Here is a 26,605-nt window from a genome sequence, read left to right on the forward strand (position 1 = left end):
TAAGATCGTTGAGATTATTGTTCGATGCGGTGCCTTGGGTGACAAAAATAACTGGGCGCTCGCCATACAAGTCATGCCACCAGGATGGTGGGTCAAACTGCTCTACTGGGGGGTTGATGAAGGGACCAACAAAATGCGCGTGTTCATACAGATCGCTGCGAGGATATTCAAACTCAGGCACAGTGCCAAGTAGATACAAATCCGGCGGCTGAGTAATACGTTCCAATGAACTTTTGTTAAGTTTTTGCAGTCCTACGCGCTTGCGAGTCTCATTAATGAAGGTGTGCATACCGCACAAGGCTATGTGGTCGTTGAGGAAGTGTAATAGAGTATTGCGTATGCGTCCGAATGGCGAGTTCTCGGGTGGTAATGCAAAACCAATAGGCGCAAGTTTAAATTTTGTAACACATTTTTATTTATTTGTGCCCACTTACTGACTTGTCCGGTATGTCAGCCCTAGAAATATCTGTTGTTTGTTTTACGTCTTGCGTTTTCACTTCTCCAACAATGGGTTGTTGGGCTAGTTTCTCTAAGCCAACAGCTCTCAGCAGCTTAACCCAGTCGTTATCAACAGTCGCATTTTGCGGCTGAGCGAGACGGAGTTTAGCTAAGTGGGTTAGGGCTGATAGCCAAATGCCGTTTTGAGTATAAATAGCAATACGTTCTCGTGGTGTGGTCGCTACTTTAAGAAAACGCTCGTAGTTGGGTTTGAGCGCCACCCGTTGCACCCAGCCTGAAACAAATACAGGAGTAGACGATTTTGTCAAGATACTATTCATTCCATCTTGACAATAAAGTTTAAAGTACCAACGATACTTTTTATTAATATCTAGCGGTGCTGCAGAGGTTGGACTGAAGCTCACAACCCCCGGTTTTTCAGGCAGGGTGAAATAAGTTCGGTAGACATTGTTGTTCGCTGCATCTTGCAATACAAACTCTCCAAAGGATACCTCATGGAGGTGATAGGGTACGTAAAACCAAAAGGTAGGATGCTCTTCTACTGCTAGCGCCAAGTTATTGGAAGGTATTAAGGCAGTGAGTAGCATATTCACACTAGGGCACTCACCACGGCTTCCCGTTCCCTCTCTTCTTCCGGGTCTTCCTCTACTTGAACCGTCTAGTTTTTGGTTGAAGTTAGTTGGTAACTGATTTGATATCTGACTCACCAGCATATTAAGCTGTGCCTGTACAGGCAAGGAATAACTCATGAAGCCGAGTGATGCCAAAGTCATAGCGAAGACACGCTTTTTTAGATAGAGAGGTAACTTTGTCCTAGTCATTTTGCTGACGACCAATTGCTAGATAGTTAATGCCTTTGCTATTTAGAACTTAGGCTTTTTTAAGGTTGAAAACTCGTTGTGCAAGTGACGTGGATTTTGTTAGAACTTGTGCGTTGACAAAAGTTGGATTGTGTAATTTCAGCCCCAACTGACTTGTCCCCAAAAGTTCAGCTTAAAAAGCTTGCCTTCTTTACTAGGTTTAAGCAAAATCAACTTATGCACTTTGGGATGGGAAAACAAAGTTGGCACATCATAGACGTTTCTGGCTCTGCAACTCTGTGTAGAATGTCACAGTACCATATGTTGCTAGCAAAGACAACACTGAAGGAAAGAGGGGCACCCAACCCCCCAATGTTAACAGACCCAAGCAACTTCCATATAAAATGCCAACAGCACTGGCTCCCGCTAGCCCCCAGCGTAATGGTGACCGGAAGCGCCAAGCGATGACACCTCCTATTGTGGACCAGCACCAAATCCAAAGGACTTCACACCACTTGGGCCAAAACCACAATAATGGTCGATTATCCAGTACAGCGCTAAGAATCTGACTCACCATGTGTGCTTGAATAACTACCCCCGGCATTGCTTCATGGGGCCACCTAAGGGCACTGTAAGGTGTGGGCCAATAATCATGAAAGCTTTCGGCACTTACGCCAATGAGGACAACGCGATCCCTGACTAAATCAAGAGTCAACTTATTTTTTAAGACGTCAGTGAGAGTGACTTGTGTGGCAAGTTGAGGAGAAGAGCGATAATTGAGCAGCACTTGGTGACCGAGATTATCTATGCCGTGGTAGCCGCCGTTGTTTTGCTCCAAGTTTTTAAAGACGATGGTGCCAAATTGCCAGTCCTTTTGTGGAGTCAGTTTGGGCTGAATACCTTCAAATGCCAAGTAACGGGTTGCTAATTGAAAGCTCAAAGATTTGTCAGTGCTGCAAACAGAATCGGGAGCCATAGCCAACAGTTGACGACGAATAATGCCATCGGGATCGCTCACAACATCACTAAAGCCCAGGCGTTGAACGGGGACTTCAGGAGGTGCTGGAACACCCGGTTTGTTCTTTTCCTCACCGACTTTGCATACAGCAATAAAGCGATCGCTGTTTTGCATTGTCTTGGCTAAATCCCCATAATCAGTTCCCACAGGATTCTCACGATAGATCTCCAAACCAATAACACGTGGTTGAAACTGCTTCAGTTTTTTCAACAGTTGAGCAAGTGAGCGATCTGATAGTGACGCCGATCCTCGTTCTTGAGCAGGCTGAGACCGAACATCGGCTTCAGTAACAGTTACAACTAGGATACGTTTATCTGGGCCTTCATCTGGTCGCCGCCGCATCAGGGCGTCGAACATCACAAGCTCCGATGCTTGCAATATACCGAGCGATCGCACCCCCATAACCAAAGCGGTTATTAAAACACTGGCTTTGAGAACAAAGGGAAGAATACGTTGGCTGGGTAAGATTGGGCGAGATTGATTAACACTCTTGGGCCAAACGAAGGGCACTTCAACTAAATTCTGGTAAATTGCTGGTAACCAACTAGCACAGGGAAACTCACCTTCCAGACCCTGCAACTTTTCTCCTGCTTGTCGTACTGCCAGATGTAAACACTCGCCATCTGCAAACGCCTCCAAAAAGTGCTTCAAAAATTCTTGGGCAACTATATCTGGCACTGGCTCCTTCATTACAATCATTTGCGGAATTTGCAAAGAAGCCAATTGATGGGCCAACCCTAACCCATTGCAGGAGTTGAAAATTGCCAGTTGTAAACCCCGTTTCAGTGCTGCTTTTAGAGCATTTTGTAGCTGAGCAATTGTTAAACTATCAGTTTGATTTATATAAATCCGACCTGTTTCACCATCAGCTTGATTCGAACTATGCCCCGCAAAAAACAGAATGTCCCAGCCTTGTTTGTCCCAAAGCCAGCGATCTAATTCCTGACGTTGTGGCTCGACTAGGAAAACCGTCTGCGCCAAGGGTAGTTGCTCAAGGATTGCCCGGTCTTTTTGGACATCGATTCCTTGATTATTTCCCAAAACCGCTAAAATTCTGACTTTACCTGCAGAATTTTTGCGTAATGGCTGAACTTGCTCAAATTCTGGGGTACTTAAGCACATCACTGCCGTTGGGTAATCCTCAACATGGAGTCTACGATGTGGATGAACGCCTCGTAGCAGGAGAAGAAGCCGTGGCGACCTGTGAGAAGGTATCCTTCCAACCAGCCCTGACAGCTTGTTTCACTAAGAATTTCCATCACCCGACCGTCAGGAGACAGGTTTGCATCGTAGGGATATGTTTCGGCTACCCAAGTGCGATTTGTCACCTCAAAGACGGCATCCAATCGATTGGATTGAGTTTCATCTGGTCCAAAGATACGGAAATTGCGGCTTTCCATGTTAAGTTTCATGATATCCCGCAGGAATTTTCCTGACACTTTGGTTGCTTCGGCAATATTTCTACCGGGTTCGGTAATCTCAACCGCATAATCACGGAAATCAGGCATCCTTAAATCCCGCAGCAAGAGACCACCATTGGCGTGAGGGTTATCACTCATGCGCCGTTGTCCTTTTGGAGGCAACTCTGCTAGCTCTGGGATCAAGCGACCATTGTCGTCAAAAAGTTCTTCAGGTTTATAACTTCTCAACCACTCTTCTAAAAGGTTGAGGTGTTCTGGTTTTTTCTGTAACTCACCAAAAGGAACTTGGTGCGATCGCCAGTAATCTTCTGTCTTCTTGCCATCAACTTCCTTGGGGCCTGTCCAACCTTTGGGGCTTCTGAGGATAATCATGGGCCACTGCGGACGCTGGGAGAAGCCGTTATTGCGAGCATCTTCCTGAATCTCTTTGATTTCGTGAATGATGGTATCCAGGGTGGCTGCCATCAACTGGTGCATGGTTGCGGGATCGGAACCTTCCACAAAGTAAGGCTTGTAACCGTAACCTACAAATAGACTCTCTAATTCCCTATGGCTCAACCGTGACAGGATTGTTGGGTTAGCAATTTTATAACCGTTGAGGTGGAGGATGGGAAGCACCGCTCCATCATTGACAGGGTTGAGAAACTTATTAGACTGCCAGCTTGTGGCAAGAGCGCCTGTTTCCGCTTCACCATCACCGACTACACAAGCAACGATTAGGTCGGGGTTGTCAAAAGCAGCGCCATAGGCGTGAAGGAGGGAATAACCTAGTTCTCCACCTTCGTGAATCGAACCGGGAACTTCAGGAGTACAGTGACTGCCAATCCCACCAGGGAAGGAAAATTGTTTGAAGAGGTTTTTAATTCCCTCGCCATCCCGCGACACATTGGGGTAATACTCGCTGTAAGTGCCTTCTAGATAAGTGTTTGCAACTATTCCAGGACCACCATGACCGGGACCCGCAATGTAAATCATGGACTGGTCATACTTCTTGATAATCCGGTTCAGGTGAACGTAAATGAAGTTCAGTCCGGGAGTTGTTCCCCAATGACCCAAAAGTCTGGGCTTGACATGTTCTATCTTCAGTGGCTCTTTGAGCAATGGATTGTCGAGTAGATATATTTGCCCTACCGCAAGATAATTAGCTGCACGCCAAAAGGCGTTCATCTTCCGCAGTTCTTCATCCGATAGTGGCTTTGTTTGTAAAGGGCTTGCTAGAGTCATATTCAAACTCCTTGATAAAAGGATGTTTAAGGGTTTCCACGAGTTAAGTTTATGTGTCTGCTGTTTGAGGATCATCTTACCGATGACACAATGCTTTAACACTTAGGGCTCTGGAACCCCCACCTCATAAGGCTGGCTTTACTGGCGCATTGCACCCTAGCAGGGCAGCTATGGGAGCCAGGAGGTGATTTTTTATATAGCAAAGAAACCAAATAAATAGGTTTGATTACTTTCTGAAAGGCTAGCAAATCACATAAATAGTTGGTTGATTTGTAACAAATATTTTATTTCAAGGCAAAACAAAAATTAATTTTTTATTTATCTGAAATCTCTAATTTCAATCTTAATATGTCTCTTTTGGGAGAGGATTGGCATAATAATGCCAACGGGTTGTTCTTACCTAGGTTAAGCGCTGATTAAGAAGTAGGAAGCTTCTATTTAATAAAATTTTCTTATCTATTCAATTAATGATTTAAATGATTTTAAGAAAGCAAAATACCTTGCTTGTCATCCGCTGTCATGTTGTCAAATAACGTTAAAACGTAGTAAATCAGAGACCTAGGGTGGGTACCGCCCACCATTGGCTTTTGTAAGGCATAAACAACCCTACAAAAAATTGGGGATTTTAGAGGCTGTTGGTGGGCAGTGCCCACCCTACAAAAATTGGGGATTTTAGAGGCTGTTGGTGGGCAGTGCCCACCCTACAAAAATTGGGGATTTTAGAGCGGAACTGGAATAGTCTTTAACCGAATAATCTATTAACGGTTTGCATTTCTTTGCATATCCTAGCACTTCATTTTAAAACTGACGCAAAAACCAGTAAGTTAATTTATAGTAAAAGTCAGATAAATTTGACTGTGATAATATTTGTAAACACAATAAGTTAAGCCAGCACAAATAAAGTTAACAATAAGCGTTTGAGCCAACAGTCGTCGCTAACTGTTAATCTCCAATAATCCTAATGGTGGAGTAATTTCAATACGACCAGTTTCTAAATCAACAACTGGAACAATTGCCTTTACAAAAGGAATCAAAACGTTCTTTTGTCCTTTGTCTTTTGTCCTTTGTCCTTTGTCTTGTGAAGAGTGTAGCTGTACTTCTAGGAGATCGTTACCAGCCGAAAGCAGATCCACTACTGTACCTATGAGTTCTCCAGACTCTTGCATGAAAACTGACAAGCCAATTAAATCTAACACATGATACTCATCTTCACCCAGTTGAGGTCGATCGCTTTCTGGCACTAATAACTTAACACCACGTAACTCTTCCGCCTGAGTGCGATCGCCGACCCCAGATAACTTAACAGCATACAAATTTTTACCTTCCAGGTTACGCCCTCTCAGTAATTCTACTGCTTCTGGTTCCATCTGGTTTGGACGCAACAACCAACGTTTTCCAGGCACCTCAAACCTTTCCGGGAAGTCCGAGCTAGATAAAACACGCACTTCACCACCTATTCCCTGCGGGGCAACAATCATACCGATTTCTATCCAACCGTCAGGGATGGAAGGAGGGAGGGAGGGAGAGGGAGAGTGAGGGAGGGAGGGAGAAGCGGTTTTTTCCGGATTCTTTTTGTTCTTTTGTCCTTTTGTTTCTTTGTCCTTTTGTCCCCTTGTCTCCTTGTCCTTCATTTCTTCCTCCCTTGTCCTTAGCGTCTTGGCAATTTATTTAGGCACTGACAACAGAAGTTTGATAAACCTGTTGTACAACTTTTGCCAAAAGTTGCATTCCAGTGGCAATTTCCTCATTGCTACCAGTCAAGCTAATACGGACACACTGCTGTTTGTGTTCCCATGCTTCCGCCAAACCAGGGAAGAAAGTACTACCAGGTACAACTATGACACCAACTTTCTTCAGTTCCTGATAAAACTGCCAATCAGTCATTGGTAAATCTTGCAACCACAACCAAGCGACTATAGCCCCTTCTCCTCGATGGAGAAACCAAGGTAAATCCTTAGGCATTGCCTCGTTTAAAGTACTTTCCAATACAGTAAACTTATTTTGGTAAAAAGGACGAATGACTGAAGTGGAAATTTCTGCCAGAGCACCAGAGTTAATTGCGATCGCCGCAATAGCTTGACCGTATCGCGATGCATGGAGACAGGCATTTGTCTGGAATGATTCCAAAACTTGAATCACCTGTTCATCCCCGATAGCGATTCCAACCCGTTCTCCCGGCAATCCTGCTTTCGATAAACTCATGCAGTGAATTATACCGTTACCAAAGATTGGTGTCATCGGGGTAAAGTTCAACGCTGGGAAGGGAGGGCCATATGCTGAGTCAATAAAGACCGGTACATCATAGGGTGCAGCCAGGGCAGCAATTTTCTTAACCTCTTCATCAGTAAGGACATTACCTGTGGGGTTACAGGGACGGGAGAAAATAATGCAACCTGTTTGTTCTGTAACTGACAGTTTGCTAAAGTCGGGACGATATTTAAACTTGTGCGCCCCTGCATCTATATCTAACGTTGGTTTGTAGGCAATCAGCGCCTCCGGTACCAGAGTCACGCCACCATAACCTGTGTAGTCGGGGCTGAGAGGTAAAACAATTTTCTTGAGTGTACCGCTGGTTGTGTAGCCGCCAAAAGCATTAGCTGCGTAGAAGTAAAGACTTTGGCTGCCTGGAGTAATCAGGATGTTGCGATCGGATAAATTTAATCCATAGCGGTGATTAAAATCCTTGACAACTGCTTCAATCAATGGCGCATAGCCCTGACTCGACCCATAGCGGCAAACGACCTCACCATAATCTGGGCTGGATAGTAATTGTGCAGTGCAATCCCGCCATAACTGCTCTACTTCCGGCAAAATCAAGGGATTGCCAGCGCTCAAATTTATTAGCTGCTTCCCCGCGCCAGCTCGCAAAGTTTCGATAATGTCCTTCATAATGGCTCTAACACCGGTCAGGTTGGACATATTAGCGCCAATTTGAGTCAGGGCAGGGTTCATAGGCAATGAAAAAACTAATACTGATGGACAAATGTATTGAGTGGTTGCTGCTGGCAGACTTATGTTGCCAAGAGAGACACCGCTACTTCTTTACCAATGTAACTAGAGAATGGTAGTAACGTACATTATTATTCATTTTATTTGTATAAACTTAAAGACACAGTTTTGGAAAAAACTCATAGTACAGTTTCTACTCAGTTCCTTCCCCAATGGTTTAAAGCAACAGCATATCTCCATTTCGACTAATAACCTCATTAACTTTCAGACTTCCTGAGTTTGTTTGTAAACTCAAGTCAGTCCCTTTACCTGAGAGAGGAAGGCGAAACTTGGAAGTTAAAGCAGCAGTGGCTCACGGTTCCGGTCAGCCGTTAACACTTGAAACAGTTCAATTGGAAGGACCCCGTGCAGGGGAAGTGATGGTCGAGATTAAAGCCAGTGGGGTTTGTCATACCGATGCCTATACCCTTTCTGGTGCCGATCCCGAAGGTTTATTCCCAGCAATTTTGGGGCATGAAGGTGCTGGAATTGTTGTGGAAGTAGGGGAAGGAGTTACCAGCGTCAAACCGGGAGACCATGTTATCCCCCTATACACACCAGAATGCCGCCAGTGTGAATATTGTCTGAGCATGAAAACAAATCTCTGTCAGGCAATTCGTGCAACTCAAGGGCGTGGTGTTATGCCCGACGGCACCAGTCGCTTTTCCATTCACGGACAGATGATTCACCATTATATGGGTACATCTACTTTTGCCAATTATACGGTGCTGCCAGAAATTGCTGTGGCAAAAATTCGAGAGGATGCACCAGGACAAAGGACAAATGACAAATGACGACCAAAACCCGTTAACTTTATTTGTACCGACCTACTTTACTTCATTGTTGACTGTTAACTGTTGCCAGTCAACAGCCAACCTGATTAAATGGTATCTGTCTAGTACACTTGAATTACTGTGTGTAGCAAGTTGTACCAGACGCACTTTCATATTTGAACTTGTTACAGTCTTTGCTGCTTTCACGCTGTAACGACCACCAATAAGGTTTGTCAGAGGTCACAGCACCAGTAGGCATAGTTGTCAGTCGGAAGTTTGCGCCTCGGAAATTGGTGAACTGTAATTTAGCATTCTTGATATTAGCAGCTTCCAAATTAGCGCTCATAAAACCAGCAAAACTCAAATTGGCACCTTCTAAAGAAGCTGATTTGAGATTTGCACCTGTAAAAGAAGCACCTGATAAATTTGCGGAATTTAACACAGCACCTTCTAGATTTGCGCCGGTGAAATCCGCATTTGTAAGATTTGCTCCAGATAAATTAGCACCTTTTAAGTTAGCATCTCGTAAATTTGCTCTACTGAGATTAATTTGAGTCAAATCAGCATCGGTTAAATCACAACGGGAACAGCTACTTGTTGCCTTTAACTGTTCTAAATCCTGTGGGTTTAGTGCAAAGGCTTGTGCTGCCAATCCAAAACAAGTTAACAATGTGGCCGTTACGGCTATTCTAACCTTCATAGCTTTTTACAAATAAATCCTTGGTTGAAGAATTTGGCGTACTGCTATACTTACATATACAAACCTTTATGCATATGTAAAGAGTAAAGAACTAGTAAAGAAAACGTAAATATACCGTAAATTCTTATGAAGAAGTCACTCAAAATCAGGTGACCGGAATAGAATGTAATCATCAACGATTTATACAGAAACTCTATAGTCAACGACCTATATATTCCCTCCTGCCAGGTATAAGAAGCGGCAGGGGGGATATATTTTTTTATTAGGAATAGGTATTCATACCTTCCCCTACTTCCACCCCAAAAAGCGCAGCCCAGGTACAACAAGGTAGTGGCTGATCCCTAACCAAAAGCTTAGGAAAACACCCATAAACCCGAAAAATGCGATCGGAAGCAATATCCCTCCTAAGTTGGGTGAGCTAAAGACATGAAACAAGTTTGTGGGAAACCCTAAAATAACCAAGAACCCAAAGACAAGTGCAGTCCCAAGTGCAGCGGTAAAAGCGTGAACTATGTGATGGCTGCGAAGACCTAAACCAAGGGTGAGAAGGGGAACAGCAGCTAAAATTAATCCCACAAATCCCTGTCCTTGCTGTTCTAGGGTCATTAATTGCAGAACTAACCAACCAAGACCATAGCTGATAATACCCATCAACGATGCTACAAAAAACCGTCGTCGCTGACCAAAGCCTCCTGCGAGAGTAAGTCCCCATGCAGTTCCCAATCCAGCTCCTACAAATAAAAGAATTTCAGGTCCAAAGATAGTTGAAGAATGACCACCTAATTCCGATAACTGCACTGACAAAAATTGGGCTAATTGCTCATCCAAGGCGCTTTGAGAGGCTAAGACAAACCCCGCGAGCGCACCAAAACTAGCACCTATCCCGGTGAGAATCATTGTCCATAATGTATCCAGACAGGCTAGTATTATTGAAACTATCGTCTTGACGATAAAAAAAGTTGTTTTGCTAGCAGCTTGAGCAGACCCAGTGAGTATTTTGCCAAGTGAATCTTCAACTTGAGATAGAAACGGTCCTGCTAGACCCAACCATTGCTGAGCCGATTTCTCAATTCGCGAGAAAAGCCCCTGCTGGGGTAATTGGGAAATCTTTGACAACCGCTTTTGAACCATTGCAGCATTTGCTGGACGCGATCGCACATCCTCCCTTACCATATCATCAAGCAAATCTGCTAGTTGTTGACTGATGGTCACTCCCTTTCGCCACACCAGTTCTCCCGTCGCCGGATTTTCTAAGTCTATGAGAGATCTGCCTGTTAACATCTCAATCATCGTTCGACCAAGAGCATAAAAATCAGCGGATGGTCCAACAACACCCCCAGTAATTTGTTCTGGAGGACTGTAGCCCGTGGAATACAATCTGGTGGAAGACTGAGGTCGAAACGGATTGGAACTCACTTGCTTTGCTCCGCCAAAATCAATAAGAACTAACCGATCTCCTTTTGTCCCCCCTTTATGAGGGAGGCTTTGGGAAGCTCTCAGCATTAAATTAGAAGGTTTGATATCACGATGAATAATCTTGCGGCGGTGTAATTCCTGCAGAATTGCTACAGCTTGGGCCAACCAGTTTAATACCATCTCCTGCGAACATCCATTAGGATACTCCTGGAACAATTCCTCTAGCGTTTGTCCATTAATTTTTTCCATGACCAAACAATGCAGTTGGCACGGTTTTGAGTGGTTTTGTAGAGAACCGCTATGGCGTGTCTCTATCTCTATGTGAAAATAACCATCAGCATCGACTTTTGGGACACCTGGATGTCGCAAACTACCTAATACTGTTGCTTCTTGGGAAAATAACTCTAGCGCCTTTGGGGAAGACTCTATCAATACCTTCAACACCTTTTCTGTCTGTGTTTTGAGATCCCAAACTGTATAAATTTGGGCAAAACCACCCGAGCCCAAAGGCTGTAAAGGAACATAGCGATCTTTAAGCTGCAGCGGTGCGCCACAGCTACTGCAAAATTTGTTTCCCCAAAGCTGGGGATAAGGGCGAGGACATTCTGGGTTTATGCAATGAATTGCATTTTGATTTAAGTGGGACACAAGCGCTTAAAGACATAGCCTGAAACGATTGTACACAACTGGCGGCAAAAGAATGGTTAGTAGGGGCGCAATGCCTTGTGCCCCTACTCCTAACAATTTTTTTATAAAAGACCATCCCAACCGACGGAAAAACTATTCTCTGACAAAGAAGATAAATGATGAGTGCTAGATGTTTCCTCATCTAGAACTTTCACAACTTTGTTATAAATTTCCTCTGCCTGTTGTGGGGAATCACCAATACTTGTCAGCCCTAGTTTACCAAACTGAGAGAGACAACCCATCAGGTGAAAGACCGTTCCTATCTCAGTTCCTGTATCAAAATGTAATTTGTGGTGGGCAATCACATCCATTAAGTCATTGGGCATAAGACCTCGATAGCGGTCTTTCTGCAAGTTGTCTGTTGCAATGTAATATTTGGTACGTCCTTGCTGACTGTAAAACAAGCCTGTCGAGAGATCGTACCGTCCATTGGTTAATAATTTTAGGGTCATAAAGGGGTGGGTTGTACCGCCTTTACGCAAGTTAATCTCAATTGCTTGTATGTCCCACTGTCCGTTTCCTTGGTCAACAGCAATAAAATCAACCCCAAATCTTTCCAATGCTCCTTTTCCTGCCAAATTTTTGCCAACTTTCAGCCCTATCTGCTGCAATTGCAATCTGTAGCTTTCATCAGCCGGAAAACGACAGCCCAAGTAGATCTGACCGTCTGGTCCTCCTAAGATTTGGTCGTGAGTTGAGAGAATTTCCACTTCTCCACTTGGGGTAATACGTCCTTGGACGCTAGGCGAGCGCTTAATTTCTCCCTCTATAAATGCTTCAGCGATCGCTCCGAGCTCGGATATTCGTCCGGAGAAATTCTCCCAGGTCTCATTTTTTGATTGGAAGCGCATAGTTAGAAAGCTTTCTCTAATTGCTTTCACCCGTTCTGCATAGGAACCTCCCGGAGGTGCTACATTCTGGATCGGTCTTAAATCCAGAAGCGCATTCCCCTCTCCAGAGATCCCTTCATTGAGCTTGACTACTATCCGTTTTAATGTTGGCTGGCGTTCCCACAAATCAGCAGATGCTTCTGCTAAATCTATAGGATTCCACACCCTTGGGCTACCATCGGGATGGGAAACTCCACATTCTGCAAAAATTTGGCGGCTGCCACTTTTCGTCCCCCAAATTTGCAAATCTGGCGCAGCAGCGTAGAGCGGTACATCTAATTTTAAAGACAGTTCTGCTTCAAATTCTGTTGCATTATAGCAAACCATAAATGATTTGTCAATTCTTAAAGCTTGACGTATCCTTTCTATGAGGCGAGGTCGCTCTAAAATCTTTTGAGATAACGGTTTAATAGAAGCATCATAAGTAGAAAGTAATAACAAGCGATGGCGAGCATGGGAAAAGGGAATTCCAGGCAACAGTTGTAGATAATAATCAATCACACTGGGATGCAGTGGTAGTGATGTGACGTATATCAGCCTAGTACGAGGATTCCGCAGACGGATTAATGAAAATAGCAGCCTTTCTTCATAATGATCTGAGCCTTCAATCTTTCTCAGTTCTCGTTGGTCGATACTTAGGGAGGGAACGATTAAAATGTCCGCATCGCTGTTATCAAATAGTTCACTTGTTTTCCAGCGTTGGCGTAAAGTTTGTTGAAGATTCCGAAACCTGTCTGATTGTTCTAAATCGGAAATATTATTGAGAACTTGCATAGTAATAATCCTGCCTTCCCCCAGCACGGTGTAATTCTGGTATATCGTAAGAAAAATTGAGTTGCCGATAATGCAACACTTCTTTTTCTTACGTTTTTTGCTCTCATGATTTCTACTATCGTAGGGAGAAATAAACAGCACTCAAATATAAGTCGAAAAGAATAGGTAGGAGATTAGCAAAAGGAAGACAAGGTAATAAGGGCACAAAGAGAAAACGGTTAACCGCTAACCAATAACCACTCACTCATAACGAGTGTATAAATTGAATTACGTCGTAAGATTGAGAAACTTTGAGTTTGATTACATCTAAAGTGTGATTAATTAGCAAGACGTAATTGTTAACTTTAAGACAAATGAAATATCGGCTGTTAAGTTTGCAAGTTGCATATTTGATGGATAGTAGTTAGTAGTTGGTGGTTAGTAGGTCATGCCATAACCGATAATCATTAACTAATAACCAATAACGACTAACCAATAACCTGTTTGCACTTGTATTGCAGACAAAAATCAGGGGAAATTTCAAGCAGGTAAATGGGATTAGAGAGCAAACACAAGAACTAAGCCTTGGATTGAATTTTCGATCCAAGGTTTAGTTTTAAAACACAATTTTTTGCTCAATTTATTTATGAGGAACATCATATGTCACAAGAACAATTACAACCACCACAGCAGCAGCAACCACCAGGCGTTGAATCAGAAATGACGCCAAAACCCAAAGCAGACGATCCTAACTATCGCGGAAGTGACAAGTTAAAAGGCAAAGTCGCACTTATAACAGGTGGAGATAGTGGTATGGAAAGCCCCAAGTACTCTGTGAGTAGGGCAATGCCCAAACACAGTGCTACCACCCCCAATAAAAATAATTCTCGGCTTTCAGTGCTGGCTAACAGTCGTAACAGAGGTGGTATCAGCCAAATTCCGGCAGCTACGGCACCTGCAGCAAATAAACCAATTTTCAACAGCGCCAAAAGTACAGCGATTCCGATGGATTCCCCTGGTTGGTTGAGAGCTGGTAAAACTGCGAGCATGAGTCCCAGTGCCAAATCCTGGACTATCAAAATTCCCAGCATCACCTGTCCGTGGGGCGTTTCCGTTTCATTACGCTCCATTAAGCTTTTGAGAACAACTGCTGTGGAAGATAAAGACAAAATTGCTCCCAAAAACATACCCTTAGCTGGTAAGGTTGCCCAAGCCCCTATAACACCACAGACCAAAACTGTGATCAGAATGGTCAAGGTAATCTGTAACCCACCACCTCCAAGAGCAATGCTCTTGACCTTTTTGAGTTCTGTAAAGGAAAACTCCACTCCCAAAGCAAACAAGAGAAACGCGACTCCGAACTGAGCCAAAGTTTCTACTTGAATGACTTCTTTGATAAGTCCCAGTCCGGCTGGTCCAACGACCATTCCGCCAATAAGATATCCCAGTAAAACGGGTTGTCGCAAAAGTGCTGCCAAAAGACCGCCACAGGCAGCCACGGCAAAAACCGAAACTAAATCAACTATCAGCCTAAAATCTTCCTGCACAAGTTTTGAGACACACTGTTAAGACCTATTAACATCAGGATACAAAGTTTTTCATCAACTTGGGCAGCTAATCCGCAAAGGAGACCACTTCCGGGGTCATACCTAATTAAAAAATCTTTCCAAAAGATACCTGTTAAGGAACGCAAAGGTGCTATACTCAGCACCATTTTACTCCGAAATGACCTTTTCTAGCGATCTACCGAAGGCAGTAGCGAAGCTTTGGCTCCAAACCTCAGAATATCCTCAGGTTTGTTTGGTATTTTTCAAGTTGTGATTTTCTTAAGATGTCCAGCCCGCAAGGCGGGCTTTTTTTTGCATTCTACACCATTTAGATTGGACTGATTTTACTTTTCATTAAATATAGTAATGTAGGGTGGGCAGTGCCCACCAATTGAATAACTACGTTTTAAGGCAATCTCATGGCGGTAAAGTAATGTAGGGTGGGCACTGCTAGCCCTGTCTGGGTAACTTTTTGGCATCAGTCCCTCAAGCTGATAGCTGTCAGCATGGGAAGTAGCACGGTTAACGGTATTTGGGTTGCTGTCTCAGTCATCTGGGTAGTCCTCAAAAATACAAATAATGATTTTTCGTTCTCCGCTATCGGCAAGTCAACTCATTGAGCAGCGTTAACTTTCCCAAGCCTGATTTCTTGCTCCTCTCTAGTTAGTTGTTTTCTAAAAATATTTTTACTACTACAGTTAGATATAGCAATAGTATTTGAATTATAAGATTATGAATTACCATCTGTATTCATGCTTTGTCTTTATTTATTTTGTAATCAAAAATTACAAAATGAAAAATTCGATGTAGTAAGCAGACAGGGCAAAATAAAATATTTAAATATGTAAAAAAGTGTAAATTTTGGCTATTTGTAATTCCTTGAAACTAAAATATAAAATTATGACTTCTAGAAAACAACATAATTCTGACAAAAGAGATCTTCTCAATCCCCAAGAACAACCTATAAAGGCAAATTCAAGTGTAGCTACTAAAACAACATCAACTGAAAAAATACCCTATAGCGTGGCTCATGCAATTCCCGGACGTATTCGCTTTCGTGTTCCTCGGCTAGCTGTAGATTCAGAATATGCAGATAAACTCAAGAAGGTGATAGAATCTGATGCCAGGATTACGAGCGTTCGTATTAACCCTGCGGCTGCATCTATTGCCGTCAATTATAAACTAGGTGACATTTCAAACGAGCAAATGCGATCGCATCTAGTCAATCTGATTCAAAGGGCTCCAGAAGTCGTTGTTCCAACGGAATCAACGGCAAAATCAGTTATGAGAGCTATCTTTGACGCTCTCATCAACCTCATTGATGGTACGCGCAATATTAACCAGGCGCGAAACGCTATTCAGTATCGGCGGTTTAGGAAAGACACTTGGGAACGGTTGCTTTCCACTGCAAAAACTGCAATCAAGGGGCTAAAATCTGCTACCATGTTTATCTTACCCAATAGGCGATCGCGAAGGCGGAGTTTACCAGGGGGAGTGGACTTGCAGCCATTGAAATTGCAACCTGCCGGGGAAGGCGACGTTGTGTAGCTTATAAGTAGAAAAATGGGCACTCATCATTTTAATAAACTCCCTATTGAAAATCCTTTGGTTCAAGCAATACATACTGCTGTTAAAGGGAGAGCTAGATATAAGGTAAATGGGCTTTATCGTTCGGAAGCTCTGAAAAGATACCTAGAATTAAAATTGTCAGAAAAGACAGGAATTCAGCAAGTTCGAGCCAATCACTATACCGGAAATGTTCTCGTTCTCTTTCCTTCAAATTTTAGTCAGAATGCGATCGCCACGCTCATTCAAGATACTGTCTTAGATTACAGACAACAGAACAGAAAATCATCTGTCAGAACATCTTATATCAGCACGGCGCAAGAGGCAAAAAATTTCCCTGTCAATCAAGGAAAAGTGAATGAGTTTGCAGCTAACGGTCAGCAAAAAACTGCCGTTGTTGTAGCACCCCAAAATAAGACGGACGCGAGTGAAATTCAAGACATAGCAGGTGCAGCCGTTTTGACAGAAATGCCCGTACAACAACCAATAGACAAAACAGGCAGGCAACTTATTCTAGTATCGGGAACGGCTGTAGGAACTTTGATTGTATGTACTACGCTGCTGCACAGATATGGTCTTGACGAAAGCATTTTGCTAGCAATTCAGAAGTTGCACGCGCCACTTCTCGATCGCATTATGATTGGTATCACTTCTCTTGGCGGATCGGTAGGTTTGCTATTGATTTGTTTGGCATTAGGAACAGGACCGCTGTATTACAAGCGTCCCTCAGAAGCAACGACCTTCGGCATAGCCACAATCGGTGCGATAGGCTTAAATTATTTGCTGAAAGAAAGATTTGGTAGGGCACGTCCAGCGCTGTGGGATCGGATTGTTCATGTGGGTCACTACAGTTTTCCTAGCGGGCATGCAATGATGTCAATGGTCATTTACGGCTTTCTAGGCTATACCTTGGCAAAACAATTTCCCCAACACCGGGGAAAAATTTTTGCCGCGACGATTCTCTTAATTGCTGCGATAGGTTTTAGTCGGCTTTATCTGGGCGTCCACTGGCCAACTGATGTGGTTGCTGGCTATGCCGTAGGTTTGTTGTGGTTGATTGCCTGTATCCTTGGCGTCAATCTATGGAAACAATATTGCTTGCCGGAACGGCGTTTGCAGTTAGCTGTTGTTTGAAAATACCAGTAGATTTAAGTATGGCACTATGTGTTCGGGGTAAAATAAAGAATTACCCCAGTTAAAAAATCAGGCAAATGCATCTCATAAACGCTCTGAGAGGGAAGTTTGACCTGCCCCTAAAATTTTGGATTGTGGCTCTCATTGCCTTTATCAACTCTGTGAGTTTCACAATTATTCTTCCAGTTCTCTATCCCTACGCAAAACAGTTTGGGCTCAACGATTTTCAAGCGAGTTTGCTCACAACAAGTTATGCGATTGCTCAATTTGTAGCCACTCCCGTCTTGGGTCGTTTCTCTGATTTTATGGGGAGGAAGCCCCTTCTGATTATCAGCCTGATAGGAACTGTGGGGGCAAATTTAATTGCAAGCTTCGCACCTTTTGCCTGGTTACTGTTCGCTGCTCGCATTTTTGATGGTCTGACGGGAGGCAACAATTCTATTGCCAAAGCAATTATCACTGATACAACTACAATAGCCGATCGCCCCAAAGCATTTGGATTGTTTGATGCTACATTTCGCTTGGGATTTGTCACTGGACCTGCTATCAGTTATTTTGCTCAGAACCTACCGACTTTTCCTGGAGTGTCTTCATTAGGAATGAGCTTTTTTGCAGGAGCCTCAATTGCCCTTGTGGCTGTGGCTCTCACCTTTTTTTTGCTACCGGAAACCTTACAAGAACCAGAAAAAATCCAACTCAGTTGGCAAATGTTTGGTTTTGGTAAAATTTTTCGCTCTGCCCTACGTCCAAAACTCGGACAAGCATTTCTTCTCACATTCTTTAGTGGCTTCACCTTTACAATTTTCACCTTTGCATTTCAACCGTTTTTTCTAAACGTTCTTAAGCGAGATGTTCAAACCTTGGCAATTTTATTCACCATGATTGGAGTTGTGGGTGTTATCACACAAATTTTTGCCGTGCAGCCGCTGACAAAACGGTTTAATCTTGTCGATATTCTCGCTGTAGCAATTGCTGGACGAGCCGCAGTCTTTCTACTAATTCCTATCTTTCCAGTACTGCCTGCATTCATGATTTTATCGTGCCTGCTAGGTATCACCAATTCTTTTCCTACTCCACTCATTAGCGCTATCTTGTCTCTCAATTGTGGCGATCGCGAACAAGGGGAAATTCAAGGAATTAATTCATCCTACCTGAGTATTTCTAATGCAATGGGTCCTGCTGTAGCAGGTTTGCTTGTCAGCATCAACTACAGCACTCCTTTCTGGGTGACTGGTTTTTTAACACTCTTAACCGCTAGATTTGCCTTGAATCTCAAAGCATTGGTAGATTGCAGCAGAAGAGCAACTTAAGTAGATCGGTAAGAAAAAATGTAACTAGTAAGGGTTGTCCTTAGTCATTTGTCATTAGTCATTGGTGAGCCCAGTGCTTTGCGGATATATACAATTACTCAAGAATTCCAATCAATATTTGCATTAAAACATCTAAATCATCAGGCACACGATACAAAGTAATGTCTTGAGTAATATGAAGAGGCTGTTGTTCTAATAAACCAAAACGCCAGGTATCACCTACTGTAACTGCACCGTAAAGAGTATCTTGTTCTTCTGCTATTGCCAAAGCGATTAATTCTGCTGATAATTGAGTAAAACCTCTTGACAAATCGTCGTTTTTAGCCTCAACTACCAGAAAATTTTTACCTCTTTTATCTGTATTCATATTTCGCAGTAAGTAATCTAGATTACCTTTGAGCCAAGCACTTACCTGGAGAGGATACTCTAAACGCATTTGACACTTACAAAAACGCGCTAGTTCCGAAAGTACTGGTGCCACCATAATTTCTCGACGTGCAGTTTCGCTTGATAAAGTTACTAGTGGTAACAGCTCCTCGATTTGCTGACGTAATTCAGGTAAACGTTGTTGTATGCGTTGAGAAGAGGGTAAGGTAGTCGCCGTGATATTCATCAACGCTGTGACCTGCTGCTTGAAGTTGGTTTGTCAGTTCTGCTGCAGTACGTCTGGTGCGAACAAATATCAAAGCCGATTCTGGGTCTTCCATTTCCAGGATGGGCTGTAAAGCTTTTGCTTTTGTCCAGTGGCGGGGTACAACGTAAGCCACCTGATTTATCTTATTAGGAGCTGCCTTTGGCTGCTCAACAGTGATTGTCACTGGAGAACGCAAAAACTTGTTCACCAACTGACGGATTGATGGTGGCATTGTTGCCGAGAATAGAGCTGTTTGACGCTCTTCTGGTAATTGAGACAGAATTTTCTCGACATCGTCGATAAAGCCCATGCTCAACATTTCATCAGCTTCATCCAACACCATCCACTTGACTCGATCCAGTTTCAAGCAACCTCTGTCCAACAAATCTATCACTCGTCCTGGGGTACCCACAACAATGTGAACACCACGCTTGAGTTGTAGAATTTGTCTGTCGATAGATTGACCGCCATAGATTGCTAAAACTTTTAATCCTTGGGAGCCAATGAATTCATTGACAGCATCATGAACTTGAATTGCCAATTCACGAGTCGGCGTTAAAATCAGAGCTTGTACTGCTTTTTGATTAATATCTAGCCGTTCTAAAATTGGCAGTGAAAATGCAGCTGTTTTTCCCGTTCCTGTTTGGGATTGTCCGACAACATCACGACCTGACAAAAGATGTGGAATTGCTTGTGATTGAATATTTGTAGGTGCGGTAAAGCCCATGCTTTCTAATTGCTGTACGCGCTCCTGTGAGAGTCCTAATTCTAGAAACGAAAGGTTCATTAATTCTCCTATTTTTTAGCCTTGTTTTTTTGATGATTCATTAGTTATTTGTCATTAGTCCTCAGTCATTAGTCATGGGTCATTTGTTATTTGTATTAAACAAAGGACAAAGGACAAAGGACGAAGGACATTAGTTATTGACAACTTGACCGTAAAGGTCATAAGCATCAGCGTTTTTAATAGTCACTGGTACGATTGACCCTAACCGGGCATTTCCTTTCACAAACACCTGCCCATCCACTTCTGGGGAAAATCTGCCAGAACGACCAATGAAATCTCCTGTTTCAGGATGTTCTTGCTCAATCAGAACTTCAACCACCTTCCCAATTTCCTGCTGATTTTTCTGAAAAGAAATTGGCTGTTGAAGTTCCATCACTGCATTTCGCCGCTCATCCATGATTTCTTGTGGGATCTGATTTGGTAGGTTGTAGGCGGGCGTTCCTTCTTCTGCTGAAAAAGTAAAAACCCCTACGTGATCGAATTCATGGCGTTGAACGAATTGCAAAAGATGCTCAAAATGCTCGTCACGCTCTCCTGGAAACCCAACGATCAACGTTGTTCGCAGCACAGCTTCCGGTAGTTCATCCTTTATGCGTTCTATAATCGCATCGTTCACTCTTCCTTGCCAAGGACGATTCATGGCACGAAGAATTTCTGGATGGGAGTGTTGTAAAGGTAAATCCAGGTAAGGTAAGACATTCTTATTATCTTTTATTGCCGCTATCACATTGGGAGTGAGTCCGGTGGGATAGGCATAGTGCATGCGAATCCACGGAACATCAACCTTCCCTAAAGCCTGGAGTAATTCAGCTAACTTCGGCTTGCCGTAAATATCTATACCGTAATTAGTGGTAATTTGGGAAATCAGAATAATTTCCCGTACCCCTTGACTTGCTAATTGCTCAGCCTCGGTAACAATTGATTCAATTGAACGAGAACGTTGGTTTCCCCGCAGGTGAGGAATTATGCAAAACGCGCAGCGATAATCACATCCTTCCGCAACTCGCAAATAAGCTACGCCCTCGCTGGTGGTGCGGTAACGAGGTGTGGTTTCATCTGCAATGTAGGTTGGCTGTTCGCTAACGAACTTAACCCGATGACCTTTTTCTACCTGCTGAATCACATCGACTATCTTGTAATAATCGCCCGTTCCTACCACTGCTACGGCTTCTGGCAACTCTTCCAATAACTGCTCTTGGAAGTGCTGCGCCATACAGCCTGTGATAACGATTTTTTTATCTGCCTCTGCCAATTCTACTAGAGTTCTGACAGATTCTTCTCGTGCTGCTTCAATAAAACTACACGTATTAACTATAACGTATTCTGCTAAATCTTCATTACTATCTACATTGTATCCTGCTTCAACGAGCAGCCCTAGCATGTGTTCTGTATCAACTCGATTTTTCTCGCAGCCTAGGTGAGAAATTGCGATTGTTGGCTTGTCACCCATATTATGAAAGAATCTTACGGTTTTCTCTTCTAGTTATTAAAACGTTAGCTTTTGGCTATCTGACACTTGTCTTTCGATCCTGACATCACAGACAATAACTTCTTCGGTCACACTTACCCTACAAGAGCGATGACCCTAAAATCTGGAGTTCATGCTATGATATCTTCAAACAACTGTTTTTCGGAGAAAAATAAACAGTCTTCAGACAAATTTGACAATACTAATCAATCTTTCTTAATAATTGCCTTTTGGTATTTTACATTACCGTGACGTGCCTATCATTTATTTACCTGTTGGGAAGCCGCCCTCTATACAAAATTGGTGAAAACAGCAAGCGAATTACTCAATCTCGCCGCAACCAATTATATGTGGCGTGTTTCGAGAAGTCGCTACCCAAGGGAAAATAGCACGTGACTACACCATTATAGCGCTAATGCTACCCTTTTGCAGAGGCAGCGCTTGTTTTTTTCACAAGCAAAAAATCTTCCCTATGGGAAGCTACCTCGCCTTGATGAGTGGCAAACTCCTCTGTATACAGCCCTTATCTTAACATATCTTATGGAACGTTGAACGTTGAGTTCCATCTGAAGACAGAAGTCATTAACAAAATCTACATGGAAAACAAATTTGGTGAATGCGTTTCAAGAGTAGATAGTCAATGGTAATAATAGCTAATGACCAAGGAATTATAGACTAATTGACTCCCCAAAGCGGGTGAAAGACGTGGACTTATATCAGCTATTCAAAACCCGAACACCAATTATTGGCGTAGTTCACCTACTACCACTCCCTACCTCGCCCCGTTGGGGAGGTAGCTTAAAAGCAGTGATTGACCGTGCCGAACAAGAAGCAACAGCCCTCGCAAGTGGAGGGGTTGATGGCATCATTGTAGAAAACTTTTTCGATGCGCCGTTTACGAAAAATCAGGTCGATCCAGCAGTTGTGAGTGCCATGACCGTGGTCACACAGCGAATACAGAATTTAGTCACCCTCCCTGTAGGCATTAATGTTTTGCGAAATGACGCCAGCAGTGCAATGGCGATCGCGACTTGTGTCAGGGCACATTTTATCCGTGTTAATGTGCTAACGGGTGTTATGGCAACAGACCAAGGCATCATCGAGGGAGATGCTTACAACCTCCTACGCTATCGACGACAGTTAGGAAGCGATGTCAAGATTTTCGCCGATGTGTTGGTAAAGCACGCCCATCCGCTAAGTGCTGTCAATCTCACGACGGCTGTGTGTGATACTATTGAGCGCGGTTTGGCAGATGCAGTCATTTTGTCGGGCTGGTCTACTGGTAGTCCGACAAGTCTGGAAGATTTAGAATTAGCAACTTCCGCAGCTAACGGCACTCCTGTGTTTATCGGGAGTGGAGCATCCTGGGAAAATATTGCTACACTGTTACAGGCAGCAGATGGTGTCATTGTTTCCAGTTCTCTGAAACGCCACGGTCGCCGCGAGCAACCAATCGACCCAAATCGGGTGAGTCAGTTTGTGGAAGCCGCACGCAGAGGTTGGAACTCTAAAGGTGAAACTAAATCTATTTCTTCTGTAATAGGTTAGTAGTTAATAGTTAGTAGTTAGTCGTTAACAGTTAGTAGTTAGTAGAAAAACTAACCACTAACAACTAACCACTAATCCCCAACCACTAACCCCATCATTTTATTACATTTTATGAATCGCCGCCGTTCAAGTCCCTGGATTCACAGATGGTCGCGTGTATTGATAGGAGCGATCGCCATCCTTGGCGCATTGACAACAGGGTATCTCACTGTAGTCAAATTTACACAGGGAAATGCTGCTTGCCCTACCAAAAGCTGTGATTTAGTCCTATCAAGCGAATATGCGACAGTGTTTGGCTTGCCCTTGGCTTTGTTTGGCTTTTTAGCATACGCTGGGATGGCAACTTTTGCCCTAGCACCATTAGCAGTCGATCCAGTACAAAAAAAAGAAACCCGGACTCAACTGGAAAACTGGACTTGGTTGTTGCTATTAGCAGGTGCGATCGCAATGTCCGTCTTCAGCGGCTACTTGATGTACCTGTTGTTTTTTAAAATCAAAGCAGTTTGCATCTACTGTCTTGGTTCGGCATTGTTCTCTGTCAGTATGTTAGTACTGACCATTCTTGGTCGAACTTGGGAAGACATTGGGCAAATTTTCTTTACCGCGATTGTTGTTGGTATGGTGACCTTAATCGGCACTCTAGGTGTTTACGCCAATGTCAACAACCCTGTAGCTAATGCTAATTCCAATACCCCCACCTTATCACCAACCGGGCAACCCAAGCCAGGTGTCGGCTGGGAAATCACAACTACCTCTGGAGAGGCAGAAATTCAGTTAGCACAACATTTAACCAAAATTGGAGCTAAGGAATACGTAGCTTGGTGGTGTCCCCACTGTCACGAACAGAAGCAACTGTTTGGGAAAGAGGCTTACAAAGAAATTAACGCTATCGAGTGCGACCCCCAAGGCAAAAACCCCCGCCCAGATTTGTGTCAAGCAGCCGGTATTCAAGGCTTTCCCTCTTGGCAAATTAACGGAAAACTCTATCCTAACGTACACCCATTAGAGAAATTAGCTCAACTTTCCGGTTATCAAGGTCCGCGCAACTTTAAAAATTTCCCTGAAGCTTTTGGCAAATAGGTCAAACTAGCTTGCAGGGTAACTTAACAAAAAAGTCATCTGGAGAGTGTATTACCCATGCACTTCCAGTTGGCTTTTTTATATCCACATAAAAAAAGATTATATTGATATTTTTCCCCAACCAGGGTGATGGGTAATGAACAAGCAGGTAGGTATGGGTCTTGTAAAGGCACTGTTTGCACTACAAAAACAACTTTACAAGGGACGCAAAGAATTACTGACTGCCTCTGGCGTTGCAATGTGCATCTTATTGTTACGCTCTATCGGATTTTTACAATCTTTAGAATGGGCAGCATTGGACTACTTTTTTCAACTTCGCCCCCAGGAAGCGTCAGAAGAACGCATCACGATTGTCGCGATTGATGAGGCTTCTCTAAGATATGTACGTTCGTGGCCGATTCCAGACCGCCAGATTTCCCAACTGATACAAAAGTTAAAAGATTTCCAAGATGAAGGGTTTCCATTAATTCAACTTCCGAAGAAGTTTAAAGAGCAGACTTTGGAAGTCACTCCTAGATTAGATTCTACAAGAAAAATTCGGGGGGGTCAACTTTAGAGTAAAACAATTGCAAATTAGTATCAAGAAGCTGGCGCTGGAGGGGCTTTAAATTCAAACAGGGAAAAGTATTCGGGGGGGTTCACGAAAGAATAAGGGTTTCAGCCACTGCATTACCCCTCCGAAAAAACTTTAACCAGAAATAAATGGATATAGGGAGAGGGGGAAATTGGGGGAGGACAAGATAAACTCATCTATCCTCCAGTTAAAAGCTTACTTACTCCACCTCATGGGTCGATAGGGTTCAATCTCGCCCATCAAAGAAGAAACATACTCCCGCACTTGCAACTCAATACAGCGCCGATAACTTACCTTATAACCCGTATGCGGATGGGTTACCTCAGTTTGTAGCCTCTCTTCCCAGTGCTTGAGGAACTTTTTCAGCGCATCTGGAAATAAATACACTCCTCCTCGTTCATCAGGTGGTGTAAAATCCTCAGGAGTAAATATCTTAGAATTAATCACATAAACCACCAGTGAATCTACGACCAAAGCACGGAACTCTTCGATTAAGTCAGAAACCAGTGCTGGATGGTTATCGCGGGGTACGTGAAGATTTCCAAAATGAGTGTGTAGCCCTACTGCTTGTACAAATGAGTAAATATTTTGACTCAATAGTGTATATCCCAAACTTAGCAAACTATTAACTGGATCGGTCGGTGGGCGCTTGGTCCGCTTCTCAAATGCAAACGCTCCTGTAAACAACTTACCCAAGGCTTGAAAATAAATGGTAGCCCCTTTCCCTTCATATCCCCGCAGTACATCTATTGATTCAGCTAGCGGTAAGTTGCCTATTAATACAGAAATATCATGAATTGCCTTGCTTACCTCTTCTACCTTGCGCTTTTGGTTTAACCGTAACAGTAAAATGCGAGAATTTTGTAACTTCGCTTCTACAATGGCTTCCGCTTGTCTTTTGGTAAATTCAAGGTTTTGGCAACACTGCACCTGACGTACCAAATATTCAACCTTCGCCTGTCCTTCTGTCTCCAATCTGCCAAAATATTTTCCTTTCTGGGAAAGATACATCACCGGAATTCGCCTCTGCAATGCAATTGATACTGCACCGTGGGATAGATTACAACAACCAAACAATACAATGTGGCTTACCCTATTGACGGGAACTTTAATCTTTAGTTCCCCGTTATACAACACTTGAAACTGCTGATTTTTTACGCTCAAATACGCGCCTTGGTCAGTTATATATAATGTAGTCATCTCAGAGTTCCAATAATGTGAAATTGGTGCTGTGGGAAATTTGTAAGGTTTTACCAAGTTGCAAGCTTTGGGAGGACGGGAAACCACTTTCACGGGATTTGCCTTAATCACCCAACTTGGGCGGTACTGGTAGTAAGAAAATAGATGCTGTACTGCCTGTTGGATATTGCGTCCGGGGCGATAAGCATAGCTACAATTTAGAAAAGTATCTTCCAAGGGAAAGTACAATTCATCAAGTAGCGATCGCTGAATGATTCTATCCCGTACTGTTGATATACCGATTAGCCGTTTTTCCCCGCTCTTTTTGGGTATGTAAAATCCCTTAGCAGGACTGGCAAGATAAGATTCTTGCCATAACTGCCTTTGGATAGTGCGTAACTGTTCATCAGCAACACCTGCAAATAAGTCAGTTGTGATACCGTCTATACCCGCACTACGCGTCCCCAAACGGACTTGCAACCATGCGGCTTTCAGTTCTTCAAAACTAAATGTCATGTTTTATCCCCACCTGCGTTTATGGGGTTTCTATATTTCAATTTAAATGGGGTGTATATGAGTACGTATACGAGTATTTGACGTTCCTATATGACTTTGTGTATGACTTTAATTAGAGGTTTTTCTGGGTTGC

At 43.3% G+C, this 26,605-nt stretch carries 17 protein-coding genes and 5 pseudogenes; 9 read left to right on the forward strand and 13 right to left on the reverse strand.

Annotated elements, in window-relative coordinates:
* Positions 1-416: 416 nt before the first annotated feature.
* The 5 genes and pseudogenes from ACYRY3_RS06310 to ACYRY3_RS06330 all read right to left on the reverse strand — a co-directional run bounded on the left by ACYRY3_RS06310 (position 417) and on the right by ACYRY3_RS06330 (position 7,874).
* Positions 417-1,280 (reverse strand): DUF928 domain-containing protein, encoded by an 864-nt coding sequence (locus tag ACYRY3_RS06310; RefSeq protein WP_460200856.1) that lies wholly within the window; start codon positions 1,278-1,280, stop codon positions 417-419.
* Between the two features lie 250 nt (positions 1,281-1,530).
* The gene (locus tag ACYRY3_RS06315; RefSeq protein WP_460200881.1) at positions 1,531-3,399 is read right to left on the reverse strand and encodes a CHASE2 domain-containing protein; all 1,869 of its coding nucleotides are present in this window, start codon (positions 3,397-3,399) and stop codon (positions 1,531-1,533) included.
* Between the two features lie 23 nt (positions 3,400-3,422).
* Positions 3,423-4,922 (reverse strand): annotated as a pseudogene (locus tag ACYRY3_RS06320) (phosphoketolase family protein); the annotation flags it as partial.
* A gap of 935 nt (positions 4,923-5,857) precedes the next feature.
* On the reverse strand, positions 5,858-6,553 hold the full coding sequence (rimM, locus tag ACYRY3_RS06325) for a ribosome maturation factor RimM (RefSeq protein ID WP_460200857.1): 696 nt from the start codon (positions 6,551-6,553) through the stop codon (positions 5,858-5,860).
* A gap of 37 nt (positions 6,554-6,590) precedes the next feature.
* Positions 6,591-7,874 (reverse strand): valine--pyruvate transaminase, encoded by a 1,284-nt coding sequence (locus ACYRY3_RS06330; protein ID WP_460200858.1) that lies wholly within the window; start codon positions 7,872-7,874, stop codon positions 6,591-6,593.
* A gap of 326 nt (positions 7,875-8,200) precedes the next feature.
* On the opposite strand from ACYRY3_RS06330, the pseudogene ACYRY3_RS06335 reads away from it, so the two are divergent.
* Positions 8,201-8,680, forward strand: a pseudogene (locus tag ACYRY3_RS06335) (alcohol dehydrogenase catalytic domain-containing protein); the annotation flags it as partial.
* Between the two features lie 139 nt (positions 8,681-8,819).
* On the opposite strand, the gene ACYRY3_RS06340 reads toward ACYRY3_RS06335, so the two are convergent.
* The 3 genes from ACYRY3_RS06340 to ACYRY3_RS06350 form a co-directional block, all read right to left on the reverse strand.
* Positions 8,820-9,383, reverse strand: a complete 564-nt coding sequence (locus ACYRY3_RS06340; protein WP_460200859.1) for a pentapeptide repeat-containing protein — start codon at positions 9,381-9,383, stop codon at positions 8,820-8,822.
* Positions 9,384-9,671: 288 nt separating this feature from the next.
* A complete protein-coding gene (locus tag ACYRY3_RS06345) occupies positions 9,672-11,447 on the reverse strand; it encodes a serine/threonine protein kinase (RefSeq protein ID WP_460200860.1) in 1,776 nt (591 codons plus the stop codon).
* A 101-nt stretch (positions 11,448-11,548) separates the two neighbouring features.
* The gene (locus tag ACYRY3_RS06350; RefSeq protein ID WP_460200861.1) at positions 11,549-13,150 is read right to left on the reverse strand and encodes a peptide ligase PGM1-related protein; all 1,602 of its coding nucleotides are present in this window, start codon (positions 13,148-13,150) and stop codon (positions 11,549-11,551) included.
* Positions 13,151-13,789: 639 nt separating this feature from the next.
* Between ACYRY3_RS06350 and ACYRY3_RS06355 the strand changes: the two are divergent.
* Positions 13,790-13,945, forward strand: a pseudogene (locus tag ACYRY3_RS06355) (NAD(P)-dependent oxidoreductase); the annotation flags it as partial.
* Here the strand turns inward: ACYRY3_RS06355 and ACYRY3_RS06360 are convergent.
* A pseudogene (locus ACYRY3_RS06360) lies at positions 13,936-14,676 on the reverse strand (cation:proton antiporter domain-containing protein); the annotation flags it as partial. The pseudogenes ACYRY3_RS06355 and ACYRY3_RS06360 sit on opposite strands and share 10 nt — an antisense overlap.
* Positions 14,677-15,116: 440 nt before the next feature.
* Between ACYRY3_RS06360 and ACYRY3_RS06365 the strand changes: the two are divergent.
* From ACYRY3_RS06365 to ACYRY3_RS06380, 4 genes are all read left to right on the forward strand, one after another.
* Positions 15,117-15,296, forward strand: a complete 180-nt coding sequence (locus ACYRY3_RS06365) for a hypothetical protein (protein WP_460200862.1) — start codon at positions 15,117-15,119, stop codon at positions 15,294-15,296.
* Positions 15,297-15,576: 280 nt separating this feature from the next.
* Positions 15,577-16,224 (forward strand): HMA2 domain-containing protein, encoded by a 648-nt coding sequence (locus tag ACYRY3_RS06370; RefSeq protein ID WP_460200863.1) that lies wholly within the window; start codon positions 15,577-15,579, stop codon positions 16,222-16,224.
* A gap of 15 nt (positions 16,225-16,239) precedes the next feature.
* Positions 16,240-17,376 (forward strand): phosphatase PAP2 family protein, encoded by a 1,137-nt coding sequence (locus tag ACYRY3_RS06375; protein ID WP_460200865.1) that lies wholly within the window; start codon positions 16,240-16,242, stop codon positions 17,374-17,376.
* A 77-nt stretch (positions 17,377-17,453) separates the two neighbouring features.
* Positions 17,454-18,686: an MFS transporter gene (locus tag ACYRY3_RS06380; RefSeq protein ID WP_460200866.1), complete on the forward strand. Its 1,233-nt coding sequence runs from the start codon at positions 17,454-17,456 to the stop codon at positions 18,684-18,686.
* A 94-nt stretch (positions 18,687-18,780) separates the two neighbouring features.
* On the opposite strand, the gene ACYRY3_RS06385 is transcribed toward ACYRY3_RS06380, so the two are convergent.
* From ACYRY3_RS06385 to rimO, 3 genes and pseudogenes are all read right to left on the reverse strand, one after another.
* The gene (locus ACYRY3_RS06385) at positions 18,781-19,299 is read right to left on the reverse strand and encodes a hypothetical protein (protein WP_460200867.1); all 519 of its coding nucleotides are present in this window, start codon (positions 19,297-19,299) and stop codon (positions 18,781-18,783) included.
* A pseudogene (locus ACYRY3_RS06390) lies at positions 19,283-20,107 on the reverse strand (DEAD/DEAH box helicase); the annotation flags it as partial. The gene ACYRY3_RS06385 and the pseudogene ACYRY3_RS06390, both read right to left, overlap by 17 nt.
* Before the next feature lie 130 nt (positions 20,108-20,237).
* Positions 20,238-21,557 (reverse strand): 30S ribosomal protein S12 methylthiotransferase RimO, encoded by a 1,320-nt coding sequence (gene rimO, locus ACYRY3_RS06395; RefSeq protein ID WP_460200868.1) that lies wholly within the window; start codon positions 21,555-21,557, stop codon positions 20,238-20,240.
* Positions 21,558-22,280: 723 nt separating this feature from the next.
* On the opposite strand from rimO, the gene btpA reads away from it, so the two are divergent.
* The 3 genes from btpA (at position 22,281) to ACYRY3_RS06410 (ending at position 24,759) form a co-directional block, all read left to right on the forward strand.
* The gene (gene btpA, locus ACYRY3_RS06400) at positions 22,281-23,123 is read left to right on the forward strand and encodes a photosystem I biogenesis protein BtpA (RefSeq protein WP_460200882.1); all 843 of its coding nucleotides are present in this window, start codon (positions 22,281-22,283) and stop codon (positions 23,121-23,123) included.
* Between the two features lie 111 nt (positions 23,124-23,234).
* On the forward strand, positions 23,235-24,203 hold the full coding sequence (locus tag ACYRY3_RS06405) for a vitamin K epoxide reductase family protein (protein ID WP_460200869.1): 969 nt from the start codon (positions 23,235-23,237) through the stop codon (positions 24,201-24,203).
* A gap of 136 nt (positions 24,204-24,339) precedes the next feature.
* Entirely contained in the window at positions 24,340-24,759 is a 420-nt protein-coding gene (locus tag ACYRY3_RS06410; protein ID WP_460200870.1) for a CHASE2 domain-containing protein, read from the forward strand.
* A 213-nt stretch (positions 24,760-24,972) separates the two neighbouring features.
* On the opposite strand, the gene cas1 is transcribed toward ACYRY3_RS06410, so the two are convergent.
* On the reverse strand, positions 24,973-26,472 hold the full coding sequence (cas1, locus tag ACYRY3_RS06415; protein ID WP_460200871.1) for a CRISPR-associated endonuclease Cas1: 1,500 nt from the start codon (positions 26,470-26,472) through the stop codon (positions 24,973-24,975).
* Positions 26,473-26,605 lie beyond the last annotated feature (133 nt).

It is taken from the genome of Scytonema sp. NUACC21 (genome assembly GCF_054684315.1).

What these genes read in the sequence shown, in the direction of transcription:
- ACYRY3_RS06350 (WP_460200861.1), bottom strand. Translation starts at nt 13,150, where the DNA reads ATGCAAGTTCTCAATAATATTTCCGATTTAGAACAATCAGACAGGTTT.
- ACYRY3_RS06385 (WP_460200867.1), bottom strand. Translation starts at nt 19,299, where the DNA reads ATGAATATCACGGCGACTACCTTACCCTCTTCTCAACGCATACAACAA.
- ACYRY3_RS06315 (WP_460200881.1), bottom strand. Translation starts at nt 3,399, where the DNA reads ATGTGCTTAAGTACCCCAGAATTTGAGCAAGTTCAGCCATTACGCAAA.
- rimO (WP_460200868.1), bottom strand. Translation starts at nt 21,557, where the DNA reads ATGGGTGACAAGCCAACAATCGCAATTTCTCACCTAGGCTGCGAGAAA.
- rimM (WP_460200857.1), bottom strand. Translation starts at nt 6,553, where the DNA reads ATGAAGGACAAGGAGACAAGGGGACAAAAGGACAAAGAAACAAAAGGA.
- ACYRY3_RS06410 (WP_460200870.1), top strand. Translation starts at nt 24,340, where the DNA reads ATGAACAAGCAGGTAGGTATGGGTCTTGTAAAGGCACTGTTTGCACTA.
- ACYRY3_RS06405 (WP_460200869.1), top strand. Translation starts at nt 23,235, where the DNA reads ATGAATCGCCGCCGTTCAAGTCCCTGGATTCACAGATGGTCGCGTGTA.
- ACYRY3_RS06340 (WP_460200859.1), bottom strand. Translation starts at nt 9,383, where the DNA reads ATGAAGGTTAGAATAGCCGTAACGGCCACATTGTTAACTTGTTTTGGA.
- ACYRY3_RS06370 (WP_460200863.1), top strand. Translation starts at nt 15,577, where the DNA reads ATGACTTCTAGAAAACAACATAATTCTGACAAAAGAGATCTTCTCAAT.
- ACYRY3_RS06330 (WP_460200858.1), bottom strand. Translation starts at nt 7,874, where the DNA reads ATGAACCCTGCCCTGACTCAAATTGGCGCTAATATGTCCAACCTGACC.
- cas1 (WP_460200871.1), bottom strand. Translation starts at nt 26,472, where the DNA reads ATGACATTTAGTTTTGAAGAACTGAAAGCCGCATGGTTGCAAGTCCGT.
- ACYRY3_RS06375 (WP_460200865.1), top strand. Translation starts at nt 16,240, where the DNA reads ATGGGCACTCATCATTTTAATAAACTCCCTATTGAAAATCCTTTGGTT.
- ACYRY3_RS06310 (WP_460200856.1), bottom strand. Translation starts at nt 1,280, where the DNA reads ATGACTAGGACAAAGTTACCTCTCTATCTAAAAAAGCGTGTCTTCGCT.
- ACYRY3_RS06380 (WP_460200866.1), top strand. Translation starts at nt 17,454, where the DNA reads ATGCATCTCATAAACGCTCTGAGAGGGAAGTTTGACCTGCCCCTAAAA.